The organism is Paenibacillus sp. E222 (assembly GCF_013401555.1).
In the GTDB taxonomy this organism is placed as follows: Bacteria; Bacillota; Bacilli; order Paenibacillales; family Paenibacillaceae; genus Paenibacillus.
Map to the genome: position 1 here is coordinate 3,635,671 of NZ_CP058552.1, position 24,017 is coordinate 3,659,687.

Genomic DNA, 24,017 nt, shown 5'->3' on the forward strand with positions numbered 1-24,017 from the left:
TATTTTACAGTTTATTTACAGTATGGAACAAGTGTTCCTGTTTTATAAGCATATCCGACAATGTCAGATGCGGCAACCGGAATTATTTTGCAATTTGGACACAAATATTGGATGGACCTAATAGAGTCAAAATTTAGGAAATAAGATGTATTTTTTTACATTTCATGTAAGAGATCCGTGACTTCCGGGTGATGACCGGGTGTTCATTGGGCTTTGTGTAAAAGTAATATAGATGGGCACAGTCCTATAGGGGGGGACTGATGTCCTTTTTTCATTTTCTGCACTTTTCAGAAAACCTTGATAGGGCGCGGGTTTTCAAGGATACGTTATCGGACTATAGTATCAATTTTGTAATCTTTATGGTTAATACTGTAAAAATGTCCGCAACTTTAAAATATCATTAGCGTTTAATGGGGTAAGCGTTCAAGCGGAAACAGATCTCGCAATCCGCGTTGCATATAACAATAACGGGTAGAGATGTGCAAGCCTGGAAGAACCTCAAACGGACGGTTAAAGTGGCATATATTCGTGTCCATGGAACATAAGAGCAAGAAGGACTCCTGGATGCTAGTTGATGGCGCATTTTACGAATTATGGGCAGAATGTTGCAGTTCACGTTTGCTTCCATCAGCCTAGTTACAAATGCAGAGTCTTAGAGCTATAGTGAGAACTACACCGCTGACATCTCTACCCAAAGCGGACATCCGATGCGGGATTACCCGCAGACCTTCATGTCATTTAAGATCCGCAGATGAAGCAGGATGCATACTAGAGAGGTGAGCAATTAAGAGCCATGAGCAGACGAAGACGTAGACGCTGGTTGCTAACGATGTTTGTAGGAGCGGCCATAGTGACAGGCGGAATATTTGCCGGATGGCACTATATGCAGCCCCAGCTCGTTACGTACACAGCGGACAATGGCACGGAGATGAAGTTCAAGACCGATGGAGACCGGTTCATGGAATATGGACCCGATGGCGCATGGCGGGAGATGTTCGTGAAAGGTGTGAACCTGGGCGCGACATCACCAGGACATTACCCGGGCGAGTTTCCGTTGACCAAAGAGGATTACTTGAAGTGGTTCCAGCAGATTGAGGATCTGGGGGCCAATGTCATCCGGGTGTACACGGTACATGAGCCGGTTTTTTACAACGCATTGGTTGAGTATAACCGTGGCCGGGAGCAACCGTTATATTTTATACAGGGCATATGGTCGCCGGAAGAAGAGTTGATCGAGAAGCAGGATGCCTATGCTGACCATATTGAGCAGACGTTCAAGCAGGAGATTGAAAAGGCGGTATCGGCTGTATATGGGGATGCGGACATTCCCGATAAACCGGGAGAGTCAAGCGGCAAATACAAGACGAATGCCGGGAAATATCTAATGGCTTGGCATGTGGGGACCGAATGGGACCCTTCGATGGTGAACAACACGAATGAGAGTCACCCCGACGTGCCGCAGTACAAAGGCGTTCATTTTTCCGGGACGCAGGATGCATCACCGTTCGAAAATTGGCTGGCAGAGCTGCTGGACTACACAGCCGTGTTGGAGAAGAAATACGGATGGGAGCATCCGATGACCTTCACCAATTGGGTAACCACCGATGTGCTGGATCATCCGGGCGAGCCGCTGTTCGAAGAGGATTTGGTGAGTGTGGATGCGCGACATATTCAACCGGAAGAGTGGCAGGGCGGATATTTTGCCGCATACCATGTGTACCCTTATTACCCGGACTTGTTCCATACGGACCAGACACTCCAGACCATCAAGGATGAGAACGGCGAGTACAACACGTACAAAAGTTATCTGCGCAAGCTCAAAGCCGAGTTTTCCGATATGCCTGTAATGATTACAGAGTATGGTGTACCGTCTTCGCTTGGGATCTCCCATCTGGGTATGGGGGGTCGGGATCAGGGCGGACATAACGAGGCCGAGCAGGGCGAGATCGACGCATCGCTGACTCAGGATATTTATGATGAGGGGTATGCGGGAGCGATTTTGTTCATGTGGCAGGATGAGTGGTTCAAAAAAACCTGGAACACGATGCCGCTGGAAATTCCAGCTGATCGGCGGGCCTACTGGCTGAACGTGCTGACGAATGAGAAGATGTTCGGTCTGCTCGCCATGGACCCCGGTAAGCAGGAACAGCTGACCATCGACGGGAAACTGGATGACTGGAATGCGCTGAAGAAGGAAGAGGTCACCATCTGGCAAGGTAAGGTAGACGGCATCAAGGAAATGAAAATCACCCATGATGAAGCCTACCTGTACATTGGCATGACGCTGGATCAACCTTTTGACCCGGACCAGACCTTGCTGCGCATCGGAACGGATACGCTGGATGGTGGGAATCAGCCGGGTACGAGACTTCCGGATCGAACGCTGAGTGATGGACTCGAAACGGTGATTACATTGGGGCAGGATGATGAATCACAAGTGGAGATCGCCAAGGACTATGACTTTAACCAGCGCCTCTATGGCAAGGACGGTTACGGGATGCTGACCGAGGAGCAAGAGAATGCGGCAGATCCATTCCATCCATGGAACCTGGCAGTCAGCCTGCGGATGACCCCACCGGATACCCGGTCCGCCCAACCGTTCATGAATGAGCAGGTCGGTACATTGAAACGCGGAACGACAGCTCCAGATCAATCCGATACCGATTCGTTAACCGCCTGGCAATATAACGGTAATCAGGTTGAGATGCGTATTCCATGGATGCTGCTTGGATTCGGTGACCCAAGTTCACTGCAAGCGATCAAGTACGGAGCGCTGAAAGGTGGACGGGAATTCGAAACGGTCGCAGTCAAGGGCGTTACTCTGGTTCCGTGGCTAATGGATCGTTCTACTGGAAATATCTCTTGGCCTGGTGGTGACCAGAAGACACTGGATGTGAAAACATTGCCTATATACAGCTGGCAGCCCTGGGAGCAGGTACAGTACAGTGAACGACTGAAACTGAGCTACGAGGAAATGAAGAAACGGTATGAACAAATTCCAAGTTTTCAGACCGAATAAATGAGTATAAAGGAGGACCTTTTCACATGTTTCCGAATTTGGCTTTGGCTTATCTATTTCTATACATCTGTACGGCGCTTGTCGTTGTAGGTGTAATCCTGCTGTTTGCCATGAAAATGTCCCACAACGGCAAACGGCGCAAGATTGAGTTTTATAAATTAAAGCAGCGTGACTACTTTACGTATCTGCAGACGGCGCTGACAGAGGACAGTCCATTGAAATTGCCACCTGGGAAGCTGGCCCCGCTGGAGCGTCGGGTCATCCAGAGCAAGCTTATTGAATGGATTGATCAGTTCAAGGGCGAGTATCGCAACAAATTGATTGTACTCTGCCGTGAAGCTGGATTTGTAGAGCATGATCTGAAGGAACTGAGTCGTATTCGTTATGGACGCCAGATTGATGCAGCTTATCGATTGGGCGGCATGCGTTGTCCGGAGGCCGTTCCAGGCTTGATGGAATTGCTTAAGGATGAGAAGCCTGGTCCGATGGCGATTATGATTGGTCGTTCGATCGCAAGATGTACGATCCGTCAGGGTGAACTGAAAGACATGCTCGCGCTGCTGCTGACCAAAGGAAAATCGATTCATCATCTGGCAGCAGATATTTTGCTCGAAACCAGTCTGGAACCAAGCAGAATTCTGATTGAGTTGCTGGAAGATCGCAATCCTGACTTTGTCAAAGTGGGACTGGTTGCGATGTGGGGACAAGCTGTGCCGGAAGTGATGCCTGCACTCGACAGACTCGTTGGTGCAGAACATCAGGATGTACGGGCAGAAGCGGTGAAGCTGTACCTTAGCGCAAGTCCGGCACTTCAGGACGAAACCATTCTGAAGCTCATGCAGGATTCGGACCCGGAGGTGCGTGCCGAAGTGGTGCAGGCGCTCGGTTCGAAACATGCGTCAGGCAGCATTCCACTGCTGCGCAAAGCGCTGCGTGATGAAGATTGGGGCGTACGCTATAACAGTGCGGAGAGCCTGGGCAAGCTGGGCGAACCGGGATTTGAAGCCTTGTGTCAAGCCGCTGTGGAGGGCACAGGTGCTGAACGGGAAATTGCAATGCAGCAGATTGAGAGTACGATGCAGCACTCAGGAACAGACCACAAAGCCGTTGACCAGATGATTGCACATAACAAAAAAAGGCTGCTGTATGATCGGTACTTCGGTCCCGTACGTGGGAACCGGACAACAAGCACGAAACGTACAGGTGTGGCTGCGGTAGGAGGGGATTACACTGCTTAGAGATCTACTATTAATCTACGGCATGGTTGCAATCTATTATGTCGTTGCCGTAAATACGCTTTACTTTTCGATTCTGGCCTTATCATTCCGTAACATTTGGACAATCTTCAGGCGTTCGCATTATTCCAAATACAATACGTTGTCAGGCTCGGAGCTGGTACCATCGGTTTCCTTGCTGGTGCCTGCATACAACGAGGAACTGACGATTATTGAAAATGTAAACTGCCTGATGACGCTGAATTATCCAACGTATGAAGTCATCGTGGTGAATGATGGTTCCAGCGATACCACCTTAAAGGTGTTGCTGGAAGAATATCGTCTGAAGCCGGTACCCAACACGAAGATTCGGGGCAAGATTTCCTGTCAGAAAATTCGCGGGATCTACCACAATCCGGAATTCCCCGACCTGTATGTCATTGACAAGGAAAACGGCGGAAAGGCCGATTCCCTCAATGCCGGAATCAACCTGTCTCATTATCCGTTGATTTCTTCCATCGATGCCGACTCTTTGCTGGAGAAGGATGCCCTGATTCGTATGGCTCGCATGTATATGGAGAATCCGGAAGAGACGGTGGCTATTGGTGGGGATGTACGGATAGCTAACGGCTGCAAAATCGAGAATGGGGCAGTGCAGGACGTTTCACTGCCTCGCAAGATTTGGCCAATGTTCCAGTCCATCGAGTATCTCAAAGCCTTTCTCGGCGGACGGATCGGTTGGAGTCACATGAATGGTCTGATCATCGTCTCGGGTGCCTTCGGCATGTTCCGCAAGGATGCGGTTATTGCGGTTGGGGGATACCGGGACGGTTATCCGGGTGAAGACATGAACATTATCATCAAGCTTCACCGTTATATGCTGGAGAACAAATTGAAATACCGCGTAGCTTTCTGCCCTGAAGCCGTGTGCTGGACGCAGGCGCCGGATTCCTACCGGATCTTGTCCAGTCAGCGCAAGCGCTGGGGACGTGGAAATCTGAAGAACATGATCGAGAATCGCGGCATGTTGTTCAACCCGAAATATAAAGTCATGGGCATGCTGACTATGCCGTACAACATCCTTTTTGAAGCGCTGAACCCGTATTTCCGCATTACCGGACTTCTCGCTCTCACGGGATATGTACTGATGGATATGACTCAGTGGCCGATACTTCTTCTGTTTGGATTGCTCAACGTGGTGAGTGGTTATCTGCTGAGTGTGGGAGCACTTGTGCTCGAGGAAATTGCATTCAAGCGGTATAACAAGCTATCGGATCTGGTCAAAATGCTGTTCTACTCCGCTCTGAAATTCGTCGGCTATCATCAGCTCGGCGTGCTGTGGAGATTGCAGGGGCATATCCAGTTCATGCAAAACAATAACTCATGGGGTACCATGACACGCCAAAGCTGGTCCGAAGAAGAGAAGACAAGCGAGGCGGCTTAAGCACAGCGTAATCAAAGTAATACAGCAGAAACAATATAGATAACCGAGGGAGAAGGGTGGAAAAGAACATGCCAAATACGGCGACATTGCAGCGTGAGGCTGCCGTTAATGTGTACCGCAGTGTAGAACAGGGATTGAAAGAAACGGGTGCCGAAACATGCGGCTTAATGTTCATCCATTGTGCAGGGCAGTCTCAGCCGGAGCAGCAGGTCAGGACATATCTGGAGCAGACCAGTGAGTCTGCCTTCCAGGTCTGGCAGGATGGAGCCACACAGGCGATTGCTGTCCTGCTGCCAGGGTTGACACTGGATGAGGTTCATTATGAGGGGCTTCGCATCAAGCATGAATTGCAGGAGACGGTACCTGGTGCCGATCCGCAAATTACGCTGGCAAGTTTCCCGGCAGGTGAGCGTCCTTCAAAGGCAACCATTCAACATATGGCTGAGTCCGCCAAGCTGGTAGACCCGTCGGAGATTCATATCTACACGCTGGACAAGACGGCAGACGAGCCGGAACGAATTTTGATTGTGGATAACGATCCGACGGTACGCGAGTTTCTGCAATTGCGTCTGAAGATGCAGGGGTATGAAACTTATGAAGCGGTGGATGGACTGGCTGCACTGGAACTGATTGAGAAACTCACGCCTGACCTGGTACTGACCGAATTGAATCTGTATGGCATTGATGGCCTGCCGTTCATTCAACATATTCAGAACCTGGATGTGGAGCAGCCGCCCAAAATCGTCGTATTAACGGAACAACGTGTGGAACAAACGATCAGCCAATGCTTCCGCAGCGGAGTCGATGATTATATGACCAAACCGTTCTCACCTGTGGAGCTGGATGCCCGAATCAGGCGCTGCCTGCACTAAATGCAACCACAAGCAAAGCCAAGAGAAGCCAATAGCCTTCATTCATTTTTATCAGCCCAATAAGTACATTTACAGACAAACATCTATCAAATGGATTCGTCAATCAACCAAAAAAATACACTGCCCGGAGGGAATATCATGGAGAATCAACAATTCCACACATTACTGAATGCGATCGAAAATAAAGAAGCGGTGCTCGGCGTGGTCGGGCTCGGTTACGTAGGATTACCACTTGCGGTGGAAATGGTCAATCAGGGTTTCACGGTCATCGGGATTGATCTGGATGCATCCAAAGTGGAGAGCATTTATCAGGGAGATTCCTATATTCACGATATTTCGTCCGATGAATTGAAAAAAGTAATGCAAAGCGGCCGCTTCCAGCCTACAACGGATTACAGCATGCTTCGCGTGATTGACGCGTTGAGCATCTGCGTACCTACACCGCTCAGTGAAAATCAGGACCCGGATACGTCTTATATCGAGACGGTTGTGGATCAGATTAAACTGCACATGAAACCAGGCATGCTGATTACACTGGAGAGCACCACTTATCCGGGTACAACCGAAGAGCTGATCCAGGATGAGCTGGACAAAATCGGACATGAAGCAGGCAAAGACTACTTCCTGTGCTTCTCGCCTGAACGTGTGGACCCGTCCAACGGACGATTCACTACGTTTAATACACCAAAAGTCATCGGGGGCACAACGGAAGCTTGCCTCAAGCTGGGAACAGCGTTGTACAGCAAATATGTTGAAACGGTTGTACCTGTATCTTCACCCAAAGTGGCTGAAATGTCCAAACTGCTTGAAAATACGTTCCGCAGCGTAAACATTGCCTTTGTTAATGAAATGGCCATGATGTGTGATCGTATGGGCATTGATATCTGGGAAGTTATCGATGCAGCTGCGACGAAGCCGTTTGGCTTCATGCCTTTCTATCCGGGCCCTGGCATCGGCGGTCACTGCATTCCGCTTGATCCGATGTATCTGTCCTGGAAGGCCAAAGGATTCCGTTTCTACAGCAAATTCATTGAGCTGGCGCAATCCACCAATGACAATATGCCATATTATGTACTGAACAAAACATCAACCATTCTGAATGAGTATGCGAAATCGGTACGTAAATCCAACATTCTGTTGCTCGGTATGTCGTACAAGCCGAATATTGCCGATCTGCGTGAATCTCCAGGACTGGAAGTCTATGAACTGTTCAAGGAAGGCGGAGCCAATGTCAGCTATTATGATCCACATGCTGAATCGTTCCGGGACAAACATGGCGAGACAGTATATAGCGAAACGTTCAATCTGGAGCAGTTCAAGAAGTACGATTGCATCGTGCTGATCACCAACCACAGCGATTTGCCTTACTTTGATATTGCCGAGATGGGTGTGCCGATTCTGGATACACGTAATGCGTTCAAAACGTATACACATCCGCACATTTACAAGATTGGTCATTCGGTACAGCACCCTGTGCTGGAGCCAAGTGAAGCGTTGCTCGTCTGAGGAATCTAACGAACAAGTGGGGCAAACTGACGGTGAAGGCAAAATGGGCCATCTTGGCCCTGCTGTTCTGCCTGCTTCTTCTGCCCTGGCTACTTAAATGGTTTTCACATGAGGAACACAAAGCGACCTGGCTGTGGGACGCTTCCATTATTGCAGAGCAGACGCCTGAGATTATCTCCTTCTCCAAAGCGCAGGGTGTGGATACCATTTTCCTGCAAATTCAGGATGAGGTACCCGATGCGACTTACCGCGAATTCATCGCGGCTGCACGACAGGCTGAGATTGACGTACATGCCCTTAACGGTCATGCAGACTGGGCCTATACGGAGAAGCGGGAAGAGGGACTTGCGTTTATTGAAAAAGTACGGGCATATAATGCAGCTTCGGCCAAAAATGAACGCTTTGAGGGAATTCAGCTGGATGTGGAGCCTTATCAGCTAAAACGCTGGGAGAACGAGCAGAATAGCGTTATTGCGGAGTGGAGCGACAACATGAAGGCATGGACTCAAGCTGGTAAGGATGCCGGACTTTACATGAGCGCCGCAATCCCTTTCTGGCTGGATGCACGCGAGTCGGCAGAAGGCGGAGGTACATTCAGCCGTTGGGTGATTGATCACTTTGATGCGGTAGCCATCATGGCTTATCGGGATCGTGGTCAGCAGATGTATGATCTGTCCAAGGAAGAGCTGGACGAAGCGGATGAGCTTGGCAAGAAAGTATGGGTTGGAGCCGAACTGGCAGACACGCATGAGGGCGATCATCTAACTTTTTTCAGCAAATCCATCACCAATATGGACGAAGAAATGAAGAAAGTGTTTGATCTTGGCGCTTCTCATTCCTCCTTTGCAGGTGTCGCTGTGCATCATTATGAAGCATGGTATGCAAAGGAAAACGGAATTCCGCTGGCTCGAAAGAGCGAGGAGAAGAAGTAGCGGGTGTTTATAATAGGTGTATGCCGTTTACAGTAAGAGCACTGTCATATGTCATGAGGAAAAGGCAAGTCTCCGGTCAAGGAGGCTTGCCTTTTTGTTTGGGTTTGCTTAGGGTACGCATGGTTTGCGGGCAAATCAGCTTTTGTTTTTCTCGGCCGTTCGATAGCGGTTGGGTGGCAGACCGACCTGCTTTTTGAACGCTTTGGAGAAGGAGAACAGGTCGGGGTAACCCACCGAGTGCGCAACTTCAGTTAACGTTAACGGGGTCTGAACAAGCAGCCGTTTGGCCTGATTCATTTTGAGACGTTGAATGTACTGGACAGGAGACAGGCCGTAGGCTTTGCGGAATTGTTTGGTAAAATGGGTCCGATCCACGCCTGCGTGTGAAGATACACCTTCCACAGTAATGCCGCCAGCAAAGTGAATATCCATGTACTCCTTCCCCTTTTGCAGCCATGGTGTGGCAGAGTCTGGTTGAAGCACTCGGGTAGCGGGAGATTTGGCAATTCGGTCAAACAATCCGAGAAAACGAGTAAGTCGTCCCAGGTCGCTTGCGCCTCCCTGAGGTTTGCGAACCTCTTCCATAAAAGCACGCATGCCACTTGCCGTCTCTGGGGTAAGTACACCTGAGCGATGCGGCGTGTCCGGGGTAAGCCCGATTCGTGTCAGAAGTTCAGCTGCATGTTTTCCATCAAAGGCAATGAAAATTTTGTGCAAAGATTCCTTCGGGTCGGACCAATATTCATGGGTAACCTGTGGATACAGGCAGAAAGCATCACGGGCACGGAGGGAGTACCGATGTCCGTTCTGTATGAAAGTACCCTCGCCCTCCAGAACAAAAATTAAATAATGAAAAGGCGTCGTTCGCGGGCCGATATGATAGTTGCTCTTGGCTATATTACGACCGATTCGAATCGGCCATGCTCCACCGGCTTTCTCGAATTCAGACGGAGTAAAAAAAATAATATCCAAAAACTCGTGGTGGTCCTCCTTCATGCTCTCGATCATCAGGAACACCTCTTTAATATAAGTATAGTTTGTAATCTCTGAAAGTTTCTCTTATAACCTATTATACAGGTGGGTTTTGTAAATATTCAAGATCGAGAAGACCTATTCCTGTGAATTCACCACAAAATGACAAAATGAAATTACCGCGAAATGACATTGATCACAGACAAATCAATTGTTATGATGTCCATACCTATTAAACCAAGTTATTTTATCGGCATTTGGGAGTGTACGTACTTATAAATTGATTAGAAATTAGGCGCACTTTAAAAATAAGGTTTAACGAGTGCGAACGTAGTGGAGGGGACGAAATCGATTCTGGAAGAAACGCAGTGTTCGCCTTTATCTCCGGATTTTCCCCTTGGAAAAGTGAATCAAAAAAATCTGGAGATAACAGCGATCAAAAGAACGATTCGTACCCGGAACGGCCATGTTGCACAACACCGATCTTATTTTTAACATGAGACTTTATTTATTCATAGAAGGGATTGACTTGCGTGAGCGAACAGGAAGAGATGAAGTTTGGTTGGTTTTTGCCTACAGCAGGAGACGGAAAGTATGTGGGGGTTGCCCCGGAGCGGGAGCCGAGCCTGGATTATTTGATTCAAGTGGCGCAGACAGCGGAGACGGCAGGTTTTGAATTTGTATTGATTCCGACAGGGGGAGCCTGTCTGGATGCGTGGGTTGTGGGTTCGGCTGTTATGAGTCACACGAAAACACTGCGTCCGCTTGTCGCCATTCGTCCAGGTCTGGTCACCCCTGTATTGGCGGCGCGTATGGGAGCTGCACTGGATCAACTGTCTGGTGGTCGTGCCATGATCAATGTGGTGACAGGCAGTTCGGTTCGGGATTTGGAGGAACTGGGAGATCCACTGGCTCATGCTCACGATGAACGTTATGAACGGGCGAGCGAGTACATGGAAGTGATGAAGCGTTCATGGACACAATCGGCCGGGCTCAATCTGACCGAGTTTGCCGGAAGTGGTGCTCAATCGAATGAGGAAGCATCCGAAGATAATTCGGAGTTTAACGGTAAGTATTACAATTTTAAAGGTCCGGTAGGCATGCCTGAAACGGTGCAAAAACCGTATCCGCCGTTTTACCTGGGTGGAAGTTCACCGATTGCAAAGCGGGTCGCTGTTGAACACGCAGATACATTCCTCATGTGGGGCGAGCCGCATGACTGGATTCAGGAGCAGATCGAAGAAATTGAAGTCATTCGCGAACAGATCAAAGAGGAAACCGGACAAGATCGCCAGTTGCGTTACGGCATGCGGGCACAGGTACTCATCCGGGATACGGAAGAAGAAGCATGGGCGGCGGCTTGGGAGATTATTAGCAAAGTACCACCAGAGGCCATCGAAAAAGCCAAAGCAGCCTTCGCAGAGACGGATGCAACCAACCAACGCAGGCAGAATGAGCTGCGGGAACTGTCCGAGAAGCAGCAGTTCGTCGTAGGTCCAAACCTGTGGACAGGTTTGTCCGTTGTACGTTCTGGCGGTGCCATCCTCATTGTGGGTACAGCAGAACAGGTCGCAGAACGATTGATGGAATATGGAGATCTGGGCGTGACGACTTTCATTCTGTCCGGTTATCCGCATCTGGAAGAAGCCGAAATTTTCGGCCGCACGGTTATGCCCATCATTCGTGAGAAGTGGAAAACAAGACAGAAGAAGCATTCAGTTACTACCAACTAAATAAGTTCAACTAATCTTTTTATACGAAAACGGAGAGGACAGAAATAACGTGAAGAAGCGAAGCTAAAAGCTTTCTGAAAGAAAGCTACTTCGTAAGCATCATCTCGCCTGAAAGCTTTCTGGAAGAAAGCTGCATCGGAAGCACACGCTATCCCCGGATTTCCACTTTAATTAAGTGATTTAAAAAAAATCTGGGGATAGCAGCGATTGGAAGATGGTTCTGACCGCGTAGTGGTTCAGTGTAAAATCATTGTTTAACTTATATAACATCCTTCAGGAGGTCTTCTTTCATGAGAAAAAAACAAAAATATATCCTGCCCCTAGTCAGTATGCTGGTGATGTCCATCCTGCTGTCTGCCTGCGGCGGCGGGGATAACGCGGCATCAGGAGGGAGCGATTCCTCCGGTTCGGGCAAAGTAACAATCAGCTTCATGCACTGGCGTGGAGAGGATGTGGAAGCACTGAACAAGACGATTGATGCGTTTGAAAAGGAAAATCCGAACATCCATGTGGAAATGCAGACTCTTCCTTCGGACCAATATCAATCCACTGTACAATCCAAAATCAGTGATGGTTCAGTTGGGGATGTATTTGCTTCCTTCCCTGGTGCACAGTTCGAAGCCTTCACCAAAGCCGGATTGTTCACCGATCTGACTGGATCGTCGTTTCTGTCTGCATACAATCCTAAGTTAATTGAAGCAGGCCAGCACGATGGGAAGCAATATGCAATCCCTTATCAACTCGTATACAACGATCCAATCTATAATGTGAAGCTGTTCGAAAAATATGGATTGACACCACCGACGGATTGGGAAGGCTTCCTGGCACTCTGCCAGACGCTGAAAGACAATGGCATTATTCCGATTGCCTTTGCTGGAGCGGACATTGGTCCGGGCCAATTCATGAATACGATGGTGATGAACAATGCGCCGAGTGACGACATTTTTACCAAAGTAGAAGCTGGCGAAGCCAAACTGACGGATGAGTTCTGGGTGAAAACATTAACTCAGATCAAAGAACTGAACGACAAAGGATACTTCCAGCAGGACGCACTGGGCACGAAAGACCCGGCAGCGGGAGCGCTGTTTATTCAGGAAAAAGCAGCGATGCTCGCAAGTGGATCGTATCAACTCGCTCAGAACAAACAGCAAAATCCGAATCTGGAGCAAAAGCTGCTTGCACCGATTACCGTAAGTGCAGATCAGGCGAAGTATGAAGGTGTTCATACCACGACATTTATGCTCGCGGTGAACAGTAAGTCCAAACATCCGGAAGAAGCGAAGAAGTTCATCGAGTTCCTGAGCAATCCGGAAGTGGCTGGTGAATATGCGAACCAGACGGGACAGAATGTAACGGTAAATGATGTGAAGTACGATACACCTGAGCTTCAGGTTGCGGGAGATTGGGCGAGCAAAAAGACCGTGTTCCAGCCACGGTTTACCATCCTGAATGGAGATAATCAGAAAGCAGTGACGAACTCCATTCAGGCTGTGCTGAGCGGCACTTCTCCTGAAGAAGCAGCGCAGCAGGCACAGGCGATCATTGATCAGCATATCGGGAAATAAACGATGAAGAACCGTATTCAGCTATCCCTGTTTCTGTTACCCGGGTTGCTGCTGTACGTTGCACTGTTCGTATTTCCTACATTGACGGGGCTGTTCTACTCCTTTACGGATTGGGACGGGGTATCCCCGTCGTATGCATTTGTAGGGCTGGATAATTACAAGGACAGTCTCAGCAGCATCGTATTCCGCAAAGCATTTGGCAACAACGTGGAGTTCATGTTAACGGTTGTCATTGCGCAAACGTTTATTTCACTTGTTCTGGCGCTGCTCCTGGTACGCAACACCAAGACACGCATTGCACTCCGGGCGCTCTATTTTCTGCCTGCGATTCTGTCCTCCGTATCGGTGGGTCTGATCTGGGCATTTATGTATGATCCTTCGATCGGGCTGATTAACTATGGATTGAACGAGGCAGGTATGGGGAGCATGGCCCACAACTGGATTGGTGATCCGAAGATCGCCATCTACTCGATTGCCGCGGTACAGGTCTGGGCACATGCCGGGCAAATGATGATCGTGTTTATCGCAGGTCTGCAAGGCATTCCGGCAGAGCTGTATGAAGCAGCACGTATGGATGGCGGCAGCAAATGGCAGGTATTCCGTACCGTGACCTGGCCGCTGCTTGCACCTTCGGCAACGATTGTTGTTGCCTATACGACGATTCAATCGTTTAAGGCGTTTGACCTCATTTTCACCATGACGGACGGAGGCCCGAACTACGCTACTGAAATTTTGACGACATATATCTATCACACCGCCTTTGGCAGTTATTCATTTGGCCTCGCTTCTGCGGGTTCGATGATCTTCCTGGTTCTGCTCGCTTTGCTGACGTTATTGCAGTTCAAGGCGCTGCGTGCCGACCGGGTAAGCTATTAACTGTTGGACGGATTGAAGTGCTCGTGAGCAGGGAAGTTGAGAGTACGATGAGTTATTGAACGAGTTGTTGAGTCCATTATGTTGAAATAACTTGAGGGCTGGAATGATTAATTTTAACGGACTCTGGCAGCAGACCTAAGGAAGAAGGGAGGGAATTTATATGTTTTTAAAATGGTTCAACCGCCTGATTTTATTGGTGTACGCGCTGCTGATTATCGTGCCGTTGTACTTTGTATTTGTGTCATCGTTCAAAACGAGCAGCAACTTCTTCATCAGTCCATTTAGCTGGCCGGACCCGTTTACGTGGGATAATCTTACGGGCATGTTCCGCAACCAGCCGATGTGGCAGTATTTCGGGAACAGTCTGGTTGTAACGCTGGGTACGGTTGCGATTGAGTTATTGCTCAGCAGTATGATTGCTTATGCCATTGTCCGCTGGGGCGGCAGCGTGGGCAAAATTGTGTTTGCTTTATTCGTGGCTGGGCTGATCGTTCCTTCCCAAGTGAGCATGCTGCCGATCTATTCCCTGACGCGTACGCTTGGATGGTCGGACAGTCTGACTGGACTCATTGTAGTATCAGCGGCGATGTTAATGCCGGTCTCCGTATTTATGCTGACGGGCTTCATGCGTATGCTGAATGCGGAAATACTGGAAGCGGGCAGTATGGATGGAGCAAGCGAGTGGAGGCTCTACACACGAATTGCACTGCCGCTGGCAGCTCCTTCGCTGGCGGCAACAGCTACGTTCCTGCTCGTTATGGTGTGGAATGATCTGCTCATTCCGATGCTGATGCTCAGCAGTAAATCCAAGCTGACGTTACCACTCGCACTCATGCAGTTCCGTGGGGAATACGTGACGAACTATCCGATGATGCTCACCGGTGTGCTGGTTACAGCCATTCCGATGATTGTGCTGTTCATTCTGCTCCAGCGTTATTTTGTAGCAGGTTTGACAGCGGGTTCACTCAAGGGGTAAGGAATGGGAAGAAGATCAACGGATATGCGTATTTTACATTGATTTCTGGATCATTCTGCATAATAATGGTTTAGTGTCAGAATGACTACATAGAGATCAAGGGAGCTATAGGACATGAGCAAACTGGAAGTATTGCAGAATCCCAAGCAGCGCAAGCTGCTGTTCAGTGCCGGCATGAGCTGGCTGTTTGATGCCATGGAAGTCGGCATGATTTCCTTCATCGTGGCTGCACTCGCCAAGGAATGGAGTCTCAGTCCGGGACAAGTCGGGGTGCTTACGAGTATCAACTCCATCGGTATGGCGCTCGGTGCATTGCTTGCGGGGGCACTTGCGGACCGTTTCGGCCGAAAGGCCATTTTGATGTGGACCCTACTGGTATTTACGATTGCTAGTGGCCTGTCAGCATTGGCGACCGGATTCGCCGTATTGTGTGTACTGCGTCTGATTGCCGGTATCGGCCTCGGCGGGGAGCTGCCCGTTGCATCTACATTGGTATCGGAGTCGATGCCTACAGCAGAACGTGGACGTGCAGTTGTACTGCTGGAGAGTTTCTGGGCAGGTGGCTGGATTGTATCGGCACTCATTGCCAACTTTGTTATCCCGGAATATGGCTGGAGAATTGCTTTTGCCATTGGTGCCGTTCCAGCGTTCTATGCGCTGTATCTGCGCCGTGCCATTCAGGACCCGCCTCGTTACAAGAACAATACCAAGATTAAGAAAATCACGTTCCGCGAAAAGGTAGCCACGGTCTGGTCGGCACCTCATCGCCGCACAACGTTGATGCTCTGGATCTTGTGGTTTACCGTCATTTTCTCTTATTATGGCATGTTCCTGTGGTTGCCGTCGGTTGTTATGGCAAAAGGCTTTACGCTGGTCAAAAGCTTCCAGTACGTGCTGATTATGACGATCGCACAGCTGCCAGGTTACTTCACAGCGGCGTACTTCATTGAGCGGTTTGGCCGCAAATTTGTACTTGTCGTTTATCTTACATTGACAGCAGTAAGTGCGATTGCTTTTGGACTGGCAACAACGGAAGCGACGATCCTGACCGCAGGTATCTGTCTTTCCTTCTTCAATCTGGGAGCTTGGGGCGGTCTGTACGCATACAGTCCGGAATTGTACCCCACTTCCGTTCGTTCAACAGGTGTGGGTCTTGCTACATCGGTAGGCCGGATTGGGGGCGTGCTTGCTCCATTAATGGTTGGTATGCTGGTTCAGCGTGAAGTCGCAATCAGCCTAATTTTCACGATATTCTTCGTGACCATCCTCATTGGCGCTGCGGCTGTGCTGTTCCTGGGCCGGGAAACCAAGGGTCTGGAACTGGCCGAATAAATGTCAATAAATACAACGCAACTTTTGTGCGGGTCTGCCTGCCTACGACTATAACGGGGTGGATAAGCGGCAGAAGGTTGATACAAGAAGAGGCATGACTATGGCGTGACCATGGGCTCATGTCTCTTTTTGCTGTGTTTAGAGTGGATTTTCGCCTGCGCCATCGGTCCGATAGACGTCACTTTTTCTATATCCTATAATGACACTCGGGATGTAGGGCCGTGAGGATTCAGGGGGAAGAAGTGGGATCTGGATTCAGAAAAGTGGAGGTTAATGGAATGATGAAGAACAAACTTGAAATGGATCAAACGTGTGAAATGAATGCAAAGAATATGATGAATGAGAAGAATAAAATGAATGAAAAGCAAATGAAGAGTGGACAGAATAGCGTGTGTGAACGGATACGTGTGATTGAGAATGTCGGAATAAATGTGATGTACAGCTATAATGGCAGCGATAGGATGAATGAGATAAACGGGAGATTTGATGTCATTGATCTTACTCCTGTTAACGAGATGAAAGAGATGAAAGAGATGAAAGAGATGAAGATGACGAGCTATCTCTACAGCCATGATGAAGAGTTTAGATTAGATCGCGGGAATGAGAGGCTTGATCTGCATGCAAGCACTGACCACATGGAACCTATTACCGTCAGCCGGAAAGTCACCCATCGCAGGGGGAGAAAGGCTGGCAAAAGAGCAGGACGAGTCAGCGTGCTTCTCGGTGCCTTCGCGATGGCTCTCGGACTTACGATGGCAGCTCCGTCTGCCGGAGCACAGAAACTGGAGCAGGGCGTTCGCGGTGAACATGTGCTTCAATTGCAGGAGCAATTAAGCGAACTGGGGTATTTTAAAGCTGGATTGACCGGATATTACGGTTCTATTACCAAAGGCGCCGTCCGTAAGTTCCAACAGGCTCAGGGGCTGAGTGCGGATGGGATTGCAGGTCCAGCAACACTGAACAGACTGAACAAGAAAGTTGCAGCCCAAGGTAATACACTGCGCCAGCTCGCGAAGCTGATTCACGGGGAAGCGCGCGGAGAATCCTTTGAAGGACAGGTCGCTGTAGGCGCGGTTGTCTTGAACCGAGTGCATTCTAATGCATTCCCTTCATCAATTCCGAAAGTAATTTTCCAAAAAGGGCAGTTCACGGCCATAGACGATGGACAGTTTAATACAAAACCAACCCAGACTTCCTATCAGGCAGCTCGTAAAGCCTTGAATGGCACCGACCCGACACACGGAGCGCTCTATTATTTTAATCCGAAAATTGCCACTTCGTTGTGGAGTAAGAGCAGACCAACGTTGCTGACGATTGGGCAGCATGATTTTACAAGGTGAGTTAGGTTAAGAGATATTAGTAATAATTAAAATAATGGTGAACCCCGGTTGTGCGCTGCTGAATGCAGACGTGCTGCCGGGGTTCTGTTGGTTTTGGAGGGGAGTGACAGGGATTTCCTCCGCACCTTTAAGTTGCTCTCTAATTGACAATGATTATCGTTATCGAATATAGTCAAATTGAATTATAAAGGGATTTATTACTGAATGTAGCTTCAGTATGTGGTCAAACGGGGGAGAAAAATAGTGAACTGGGAAGAGTATATTCAAATGTGGGACCATTCATCGATTCAGCTGGTGGATATTCGCCAAATTGTAATAAGTAGCGGGGGGAAGCAGCAATATCATCTCCCAGTCAGTAGTTTTATATATATCGTGCAAGGACAAGGCTCCCTTTGGTTGGATGAGGATATACATATATTTAAACGGTTTTATCTACTGCATGCAGGAAAAGGAAGCAGGATCAGGATCGAGGCTGGACAGGATGAGGTGACGTACTATTACATTTTATATAGAGGTAGTATGTCACCCAAAGCTAGCAAAGAAATCCAGAAAAACTATCTCATGAACAACCCTTTTCATCTACCCTATGCCTACCAGCCTCTTGCTCCGGTTAATCTGTATCGTCATGTCGATTCGATGTATGAGGAATGGAACCGAAGACAGGTTTTTGAACGTTTTCATGTGAAAATCTTTTTTTACCAGTTCGTATATACACTCGTCCAGCAGCTTAAGCTTCAAGGAGTTACTTCAAAGGAAAAAGATATGGTAGAAGAGATCATCCAGTACATTCACGAACATTTTAATGAATCTATTTCACTTGAATCCTTGGCTGAACAATGGAATTATAGCATTCAATACTTATCGAAACAGTTCAAACTTCGTACTGGCAGAAGTCCTATCGAATACGTGATTCAGGCGCGGATGGCTAAAGCAAAAGAATTAATGATTCGGACAGATGCCACTGCACAGGAGATTGCTTCAAGTGTAGGTTATAGTGACGTTTTTTATTTTACACGTCTGTTCAAGAAGCAGGTCGGGATGACGCCAGGGCAATATAAAAAGAAAATGAAGGAGAGCTTAGGCGATTCAGATAGTCCATGGGAAGGGTTCGTATCCTCTATGGGCAAACATTCTTCTACTTGTTATGTTATTGATGATAATCATTATCAATACAAAACAGAAGGGGATAGACAGATGTATAGAGGAACAAGATCGAAGATGGTATTAACACTCATGTTATGTTTTACATTGATGCTTGCAGCGTGTACGAATGGGAACTCCAGTCAAAATAATAGCCAGGGGTCAGCAGGCGGAAATTCAAATCAGAGTGCAGAGTCGACTCAAAATATGCCTACCAATGAGGCCAAAGAAGATACGAGCATGCGGAAAGTATCAACGGTCATGGGAGAAGTTAGTGTTCCGGCACATCCCAAACGTGTTGTTGTTGACTGGGATTTAGGGCCAGTCTTGGCTGTAGGGGTAACGCCTGTTGGAGCGTCCAGTACACAAATGAACTTTGCAAAGTTTCTAAAACCTTATTTACCTGACACGGTTCAAGATATTGGTTTGGAGGGGAGCATCTCTTTAAAGAAGGTATTGGATTTGACTCCAGATATCATCATTACATGGAATACAGCGGCCTATGAAAGTTACTCCAAAATTGCACCGACCGTCGTGTTTGAGACAAGCAAGTATTCCACGATTCAAGAAGAAATCACGGCCATGGGCGATATCCTGGGTCGACAAGAAGAAGCTAAAAAGTGGAATGAAGATTTTGAAAAACGTACGGAAGCTGCCCGCAATAAAATCAGAAATGTAATTCCTAAAGATGCAACGATCTCCATTGTGGATTATATTACAGTAGACAAATTTTTGATGGTGATTGGCAATGCAGGCGAGCGTGGAGGAAGAGCTACATACGATATTTTGGGACTAAACCCAACGCCTAAAGTAAAAAGTGAAATCATCGACAAAAAAGAGGACCGTATTGAAGTGTCATGGGAGACTGTAAACGATTATGTAGGCGACTACGTCATTGTGCTTAGTGTTGAAGGCAAAGAGCCACCCAAGCTCCCGGTGACTTGGACATCCTTAGATGCCGTCAAAAATCATCATGTAATTGAGATTGAAATGGAAAAATATTTTGCGGCGGATTCATTCTCATCCCTTTTACAAGCAGAAGATATTGCCGACAAGATCACGAAAATGGCTGCCAGTGCTAAATGATTAAATGCTCCAATTGGATTTAGGCTTTCAATGGCAAACTTGAAACAACGCACACCGATTGAACATCAATGCCTATCGTAGCTTAACTATTTTAGTTAGAGGGTACCATCAAAGTCGCCTACATGGCGGCTTTTTTGGCAACATATTCAAATGTACAATAGTAGAGATTTAGAGATTCTATCCAAATGGATATGGGGGGAAGAAAAAAAGGAATAGAAGATACTATTTAATATGGACTATTAACATAATGATGCTCAAATAAGAATCCAAAGCGTAGGAATAAAGGAGGAGTAGCAAGCGCGCTGCTCTTTTTTATTCGCGTTTAGGAATTTATGGAATATGAGTAAAGTCTTATTTTATATCCTTTTTATTGAATTTAAGGATAATGTATAAACAAACATATTCCTTTCAGAATGCTGCCAGTTTGATTCCAGATGTCATGCAGAAGATTAGCAGGCTCTATCCAGACGGTCAGACATTCAATACGTTTATGGAAAAGAAAAAACTTGGAGCTTATACACTCCAATACCAGGAGACCGACTGGGAGTTTCTGCAGCGATTAGCATCTCATTATCATACGGTATTGATTCCTGTATCAACGGAAAAACGCATTCGTATCTATCTGGGTATACCCGAGCAACGGGATGCAGGCAAGCTGGAAGCAACGCATTACCGCATGTATAAGGACATGCTGGCCTATCAACAAGAAGCGCTAGGTGCTAGTGGCCTTAGTGAACAGGATTATATCCGATATGAAGTTAAGGTACATGACCGAGTTTTGCAACTTGGGGATGAGGTACAGTTTAAAGGGCAAAGACTCAACGTTTTTGAAATTCGGACCGAAATGCAGCAGGGGCTACTTATCCACCATTATGTGCTCGGGCACATGAAATCTGCTTATCAGCGTAAGCGATACAACTCACGCCTTGTCGGTGCATCCATTTCAGGACAGATTATGGGCGTCGTGAGAGATGAGGTTAAAGTCCAGTTGGACTGTGACCAGGAATGGAGTCTGGCCACGGCCAATCTGTTCCCTTACTCCACCATGTATGCTTCGGATGATCAGACTGGGTGGTACTGTATGCCTGAGCAAGGGGATAGTATCCGTCTTTACTTTCCTAATGCAAGGGAGGCGGAAGGCATTGCACTGAGCTCTGTTCGCAAGAAAATACCGGAAGAGGCCATGTCATCACCTTCTTCGTCGCCTGCATCGGCCCAAACTACCCAAACTGGAGGTGGTGGAGGAGGGATCACCACTACGGTTGTTCAGCAGGAGCAATTGCAGCCCATTGTGCAATATGACAAGGATTTAAAAGAAGATCTGATGGCCAATCCCAACACCAAATTCCTACTTACACCGACTGGACAGAAGATTACCTTTGAAGAAGACAAAATCACCATTACTGGAGCCACAGGAGGAGCGACTCTGACGCTGACCAGTGCGGGAACCATTATCCTGAACTGTGAGAACAAGATTACCCTTCAGGCAAGTAAGCAGATTGAAATGGTATCCGAGTCCGTCGTCATGCTAGCTAACCAAATAGATCTGTCAACCAAGGATGGAAACGGCGGCCTAACCATCGACCAAGGCCAGGTTGTCATTAAAGGGATTGAGATCTTAATGAACCAATAAAGACAGTGAGGGGCTAGATCATGCATCAGATGGAGCTGTGGCAGCAGTTCTTGGAACAGGAAGTGCTGCCACTTCGGAATAGCAAGATACAGGAGTTGCACACCTATTATGTTAGGCATCGGCAAGAGATAGTACAGGGAATTGTTCCTCTATTTGACGCCTTCTGTGAACGGGTAAGATTGCAACAAGAACAGGGTGAGCTACAGGCGTGCAGTATGCTGCACGTATCGTTAATGCGGACCAGGCTGAATCAGGGAGATCCGGCTTATATGCTATACGCGAGTGATCGGTACCGTGAGGGGGAGATGCCCGCGAGCGGGTTTCTATACGATGCAAGCTGGATTTATCGTTATATGGAACAGTGGTTCGAGGAATGTGAGAGCAGTCGCAAGAGATATATGAACCGGATTGATCAGGTTGCCCTTCATGCATGGCAAACAGGACAGTTGTATCCTTTTCATGTCTATATGGTACATGCTGTCCGTTATGCAATGGATGACATTCGTAAACTAGATTCATTTCAGAACTTAAACAAGGACATAGAATTTGAAGTTCGTGTTGGTGAATTTCAGGATCATGAGGTGACTGAATCGGTATACCGAATGAATGGGATGCAGCGCAGCTCGATAACTTGTAAGGGTTGGCTGGAGAGCAAGCTGACCAGTGAATACATCTATGAACATATTGCGAGTGTAGATCTTACGCAAGGGGATTATGGGGAAATAGATTTCAATTACGCTCGGTTCGAAGAAGTGAAACTCAGCGGTAGCCACATGGAGGAGACGAGCCTACTGGGAACTCGGTTTATGCGGTGCCAGTGTGATCATGTCAACTTTGGAGAGACGCTTTTGTATGATGCGGACTTTCGAGGGTGTGATCTGAGCAAGGCAAGATTCGATGGTGCTTTGGGTGGCCGCGATACCTTCGTCGATACACATGGACTGTTCTACGGTATGAACGGTGTCCAGTTTCAGGGAGCCAATCTGAATCATGCAAGCTTTCGATATGCGAAAATTGCGGGTGACTTTACAGGTGCACAGCTGGAGCAGGTAGATTTCACCGGGGCTGATCTGGCAGGAAGCCAGATGCTTGTACAAGATCGATTTCGGGTGCAGTTAACTGCTGAACAGCGCGCTGCTATTGAATGGGTGGAGAAGGATTCATGAGTGAAACAAATTACTACGTGATCGAACATGACAGACAGCTTTCTTCCAACGGAGCCAGCCTTCAATGGCCAGAGAGAATGCTTCAAGGTTATGACTATGCTGCTGAAGAGGAAATCGTTTATGTGAAGAGTGGTCAACCCTTTTACTCTTCCAGTATCCTTGCGCAATATCCTTTGCTGCTGCTCAGTGATGAGTTATCCAAGCTCATCATGAAGCTTGCACCTGAGATTACTTCTAAAAGAGTTGTGGTGATGAACCTGGAACAGTATAACCAGTCATTCTATCACTGGATGGATCTGCCGAAGGCGACGTGTATCGCGCCTGATCAAGCCTTGATCCAGAGTGGGCAGGTTATGAGCATAATGGCTGATCTCAGCGGCCTTGAACAAGAACCTGCATTCCTCATTCCGTATTATCGGACTCAGTTGGTGATTGTTCGTCTTGAATTGGCAGAACGTCTACTGCGGGCAGGTATATATGGTTTGAACGTCAGACCGATTCAGATCACAGAAGGAGACATGTAGATGGGAGTTACAGATACAATCTTAACGAAGGATACGCTAAACAAGCTGCTTTCCTCCCCCTGGAGGAGTGAAGATACATATGTAACGGCAGGAGCCTATATGCATTGTACGTTTGGAACCCATGAGGAGGTACTGAACAAGCTGGAGCCCAATGGGGTGTACATAAACGGTAGCCCGATGCTAACGGTCGAGGATTGTGCCACGTCCACTTCTGAGCCAGGGACGATTCACGGTATACCTTATACAAAAATGGGACAGGAAATCGACGGGAACTTATACTCCTTCGGGTATTGCCGGAGTGAGCTGCATCCGATGAAGTTAGCTGAACGTGTCGCAGGACCCAAATCGGATCCTTCGTACATTATTGACCCCGATCCAACAGAACCAACATGTGGACAGGCTATCTACCCTTGTGCCCCTGGAATTATGCCCACCGCCTCGGCTTCTGCTCAAAGCACATTGATGTCAAAGCCTTCGTTAAGTGCACTGATCGAGGCATTGGCAGGGGCAAAGCCCCAGTGGACCAATGGAAGTCCCAATGTGTCCATTCAGGGAGTACCGGCCCTGACCAGTAAGTCCTGCCTGTTCTGTACGTGTGGAGGACAGATACGCTTGTTAACCAATGGCATGGATCCGGCTCCTCCGGAGTTTGCTGTAAGGTAAGGCTGGCATAACGGAGGAGGGTAT

General features: G+C 48.0%; 18 protein-coding genes. 17 read left to right on the forward strand and 1 reads right to left on the reverse strand.

Annotated elements, in window-relative coordinates:
* Nucleotides 1–793 precede the first annotated feature (793 nt).
* From HW560_RS16365 to HW560_RS16390, 6 genes are all read left to right on the forward strand, one after another.
* Nucleotides 794–3,019, forward strand: a complete 2,226-nt coding sequence (locus tag HW560_RS16365; protein WP_179263928.1) for a hypothetical protein — start codon at nucleotides 794–796, stop codon at nucleotides 3,017–3,019.
* 26 nt (nucleotides 3,020–3,045) lie between these two features.
* A complete protein-coding gene (locus HW560_RS16370; RefSeq protein WP_179263930.1) occupies nucleotides 3,046–4,257 on the forward strand; it encodes a HEAT repeat domain-containing protein in 1,212 nt (403 codons plus the stop codon).
* A 22-nt stretch (nucleotides 4,258–4,279) separates the two neighbouring features.
* Complete coding sequence (locus HW560_RS16375; RefSeq protein ID WP_177185755.1) at nucleotides 4,280–5,677, forward strand: glycosyltransferase family 2 protein; 1,398 nt, start codon at nucleotides 4,280–4,282, stop codon at nucleotides 5,675–5,677.
* A 68-nt stretch (nucleotides 5,678–5,745) separates the two neighbouring features.
* Nucleotides 5,746–6,549 carry a response regulator transcription factor gene (locus HW560_RS16380; RefSeq protein WP_090900992.1) on the forward strand — a complete coding sequence of 268 codons (804 nt, stop codon included), beginning with the start codon at nucleotides 5,746–5,748 and terminating at the stop codon, nucleotides 6,547–6,549.
* A 138-nt stretch (nucleotides 6,550–6,687) separates the two neighbouring features.
* On the forward strand, nucleotides 6,688–8,055 hold the full coding sequence (locus tag HW560_RS16385) for a nucleotide sugar dehydrogenase (RefSeq protein WP_090900989.1): 1,368 nt from the start codon (nucleotides 6,688–6,690) through the stop codon (nucleotides 8,053–8,055).
* Between the two features lie 32 nt (nucleotides 8,056–8,087).
* Nucleotides 8,088–8,987 carry a hypothetical protein gene (locus HW560_RS16390; RefSeq protein WP_257031953.1) on the forward strand — a complete coding sequence of 300 codons (900 nt, stop codon included), beginning with the start codon at nucleotides 8,088–8,090 and terminating at the stop codon, nucleotides 8,985–8,987.
* Nucleotides 8,988–9,122: 135 nt separating this feature from the next.
* Here HW560_RS16390 and HW560_RS16395 read toward each other — a convergent pair whose 3' ends face one another.
* Entirely contained in the window at nucleotides 9,123–9,995 is an 873-nt protein-coding gene (locus HW560_RS16395) for a helix-turn-helix transcriptional regulator (RefSeq protein ID WP_179263932.1), read from the reverse strand.
* A gap of 515 nt (nucleotides 9,996–10,510) precedes the next feature.
* On the opposite strand from HW560_RS16395, the gene HW560_RS16400 reads away from it, so the two are divergent.
* From HW560_RS16400 to HW560_RS16450, 11 genes are all read left to right on the forward strand, one after another.
* The gene (locus HW560_RS16400; RefSeq protein WP_179265836.1) at nucleotides 10,511–11,692 is read left to right on the forward strand and encodes an LLM class flavin-dependent oxidoreductase; all 1,182 of its coding nucleotides are present in this window, start codon (nucleotides 10,511–10,513) and stop codon (nucleotides 11,690–11,692) included.
* Nucleotides 11,693–11,982: 290 nt separating this feature from the next.
* The gene (locus tag HW560_RS16405) at nucleotides 11,983–13,257 is read left to right on the forward strand and encodes an ABC transporter substrate-binding protein (RefSeq protein WP_090900979.1); all 1,275 of its coding nucleotides are present in this window, start codon (nucleotides 11,983–11,985) and stop codon (nucleotides 13,255–13,257) included.
* 3 nt (nucleotides 13,258–13,260) lie between these two features.
* A complete protein-coding gene (locus HW560_RS16410) occupies nucleotides 13,261–14,133 on the forward strand; it encodes a carbohydrate ABC transporter permease (protein WP_175383100.1) in 873 nt (290 codons plus the stop codon).
* A 160-nt stretch (nucleotides 14,134–14,293) separates the two neighbouring features.
* On the forward strand, nucleotides 14,294–15,109 hold the full coding sequence (locus tag HW560_RS16415) for a carbohydrate ABC transporter permease (protein ID WP_109998601.1): 816 nt from the start codon (nucleotides 14,294–14,296) through the stop codon (nucleotides 15,107–15,109).
* A gap of 114 nt (nucleotides 15,110–15,223) precedes the next feature.
* Nucleotides 15,224–16,441, forward strand: a complete 1,218-nt coding sequence (locus tag HW560_RS16420; protein ID WP_179263934.1) for an MFS transporter — start codon at nucleotides 15,224–15,226, stop codon at nucleotides 16,439–16,441.
* Between the two features lie 752 nt (nucleotides 16,442–17,193).
* Complete coding sequence (locus HW560_RS34430) at nucleotides 17,194–17,781, forward strand: cell wall hydrolase (RefSeq protein WP_179265837.1); 588 nt, start codon at nucleotides 17,194–17,196, stop codon at nucleotides 17,779–17,781.
* A gap of 243 nt (nucleotides 17,782–18,024) precedes the next feature.
* Complete coding sequence (locus tag HW560_RS16430; protein WP_179263936.1) at nucleotides 18,025–20,007, forward strand: AraC family transcriptional regulator; 1,983 nt, start codon at nucleotides 18,025–18,027, stop codon at nucleotides 20,005–20,007.
* Between the two features lie 385 nt (nucleotides 20,008–20,392).
* Nucleotides 20,393–21,640 carry a hypothetical protein gene (locus HW560_RS16435; protein ID WP_179263938.1) on the forward strand — a complete coding sequence of 416 codons (1,248 nt, stop codon included), beginning with the start codon at nucleotides 20,393–20,395 and terminating at the stop codon, nucleotides 21,638–21,640.
* Nucleotides 21,641–21,660: 20 nt separating this feature from the next.
* Complete coding sequence (locus tag HW560_RS16440) at nucleotides 21,661–22,806, forward strand: pentapeptide repeat-containing protein (RefSeq protein WP_179263940.1); 1,146 nt, start codon at nucleotides 21,661–21,663, stop codon at nucleotides 22,804–22,806.
* Entirely contained in the window at nucleotides 22,803–23,330 is a 528-nt protein-coding gene (locus HW560_RS16445; RefSeq protein ID WP_179263942.1) for a hypothetical protein, read from the forward strand. Before HW560_RS16440 ends, HW560_RS16445 begins: the two co-directional genes overlap by 4 nt.
* Nucleotides 23,331–23,993, forward strand: coding sequence for a PAAR-like protein (locus HW560_RS16450; RefSeq protein WP_179263944.1), 663 nt, complete (start codon nucleotides 23,331–23,333; stop codon nucleotides 23,991–23,993). It abuts the gene before it with no gap.
* Nucleotides 23,994–24,017 lie beyond the last annotated feature (24 nt).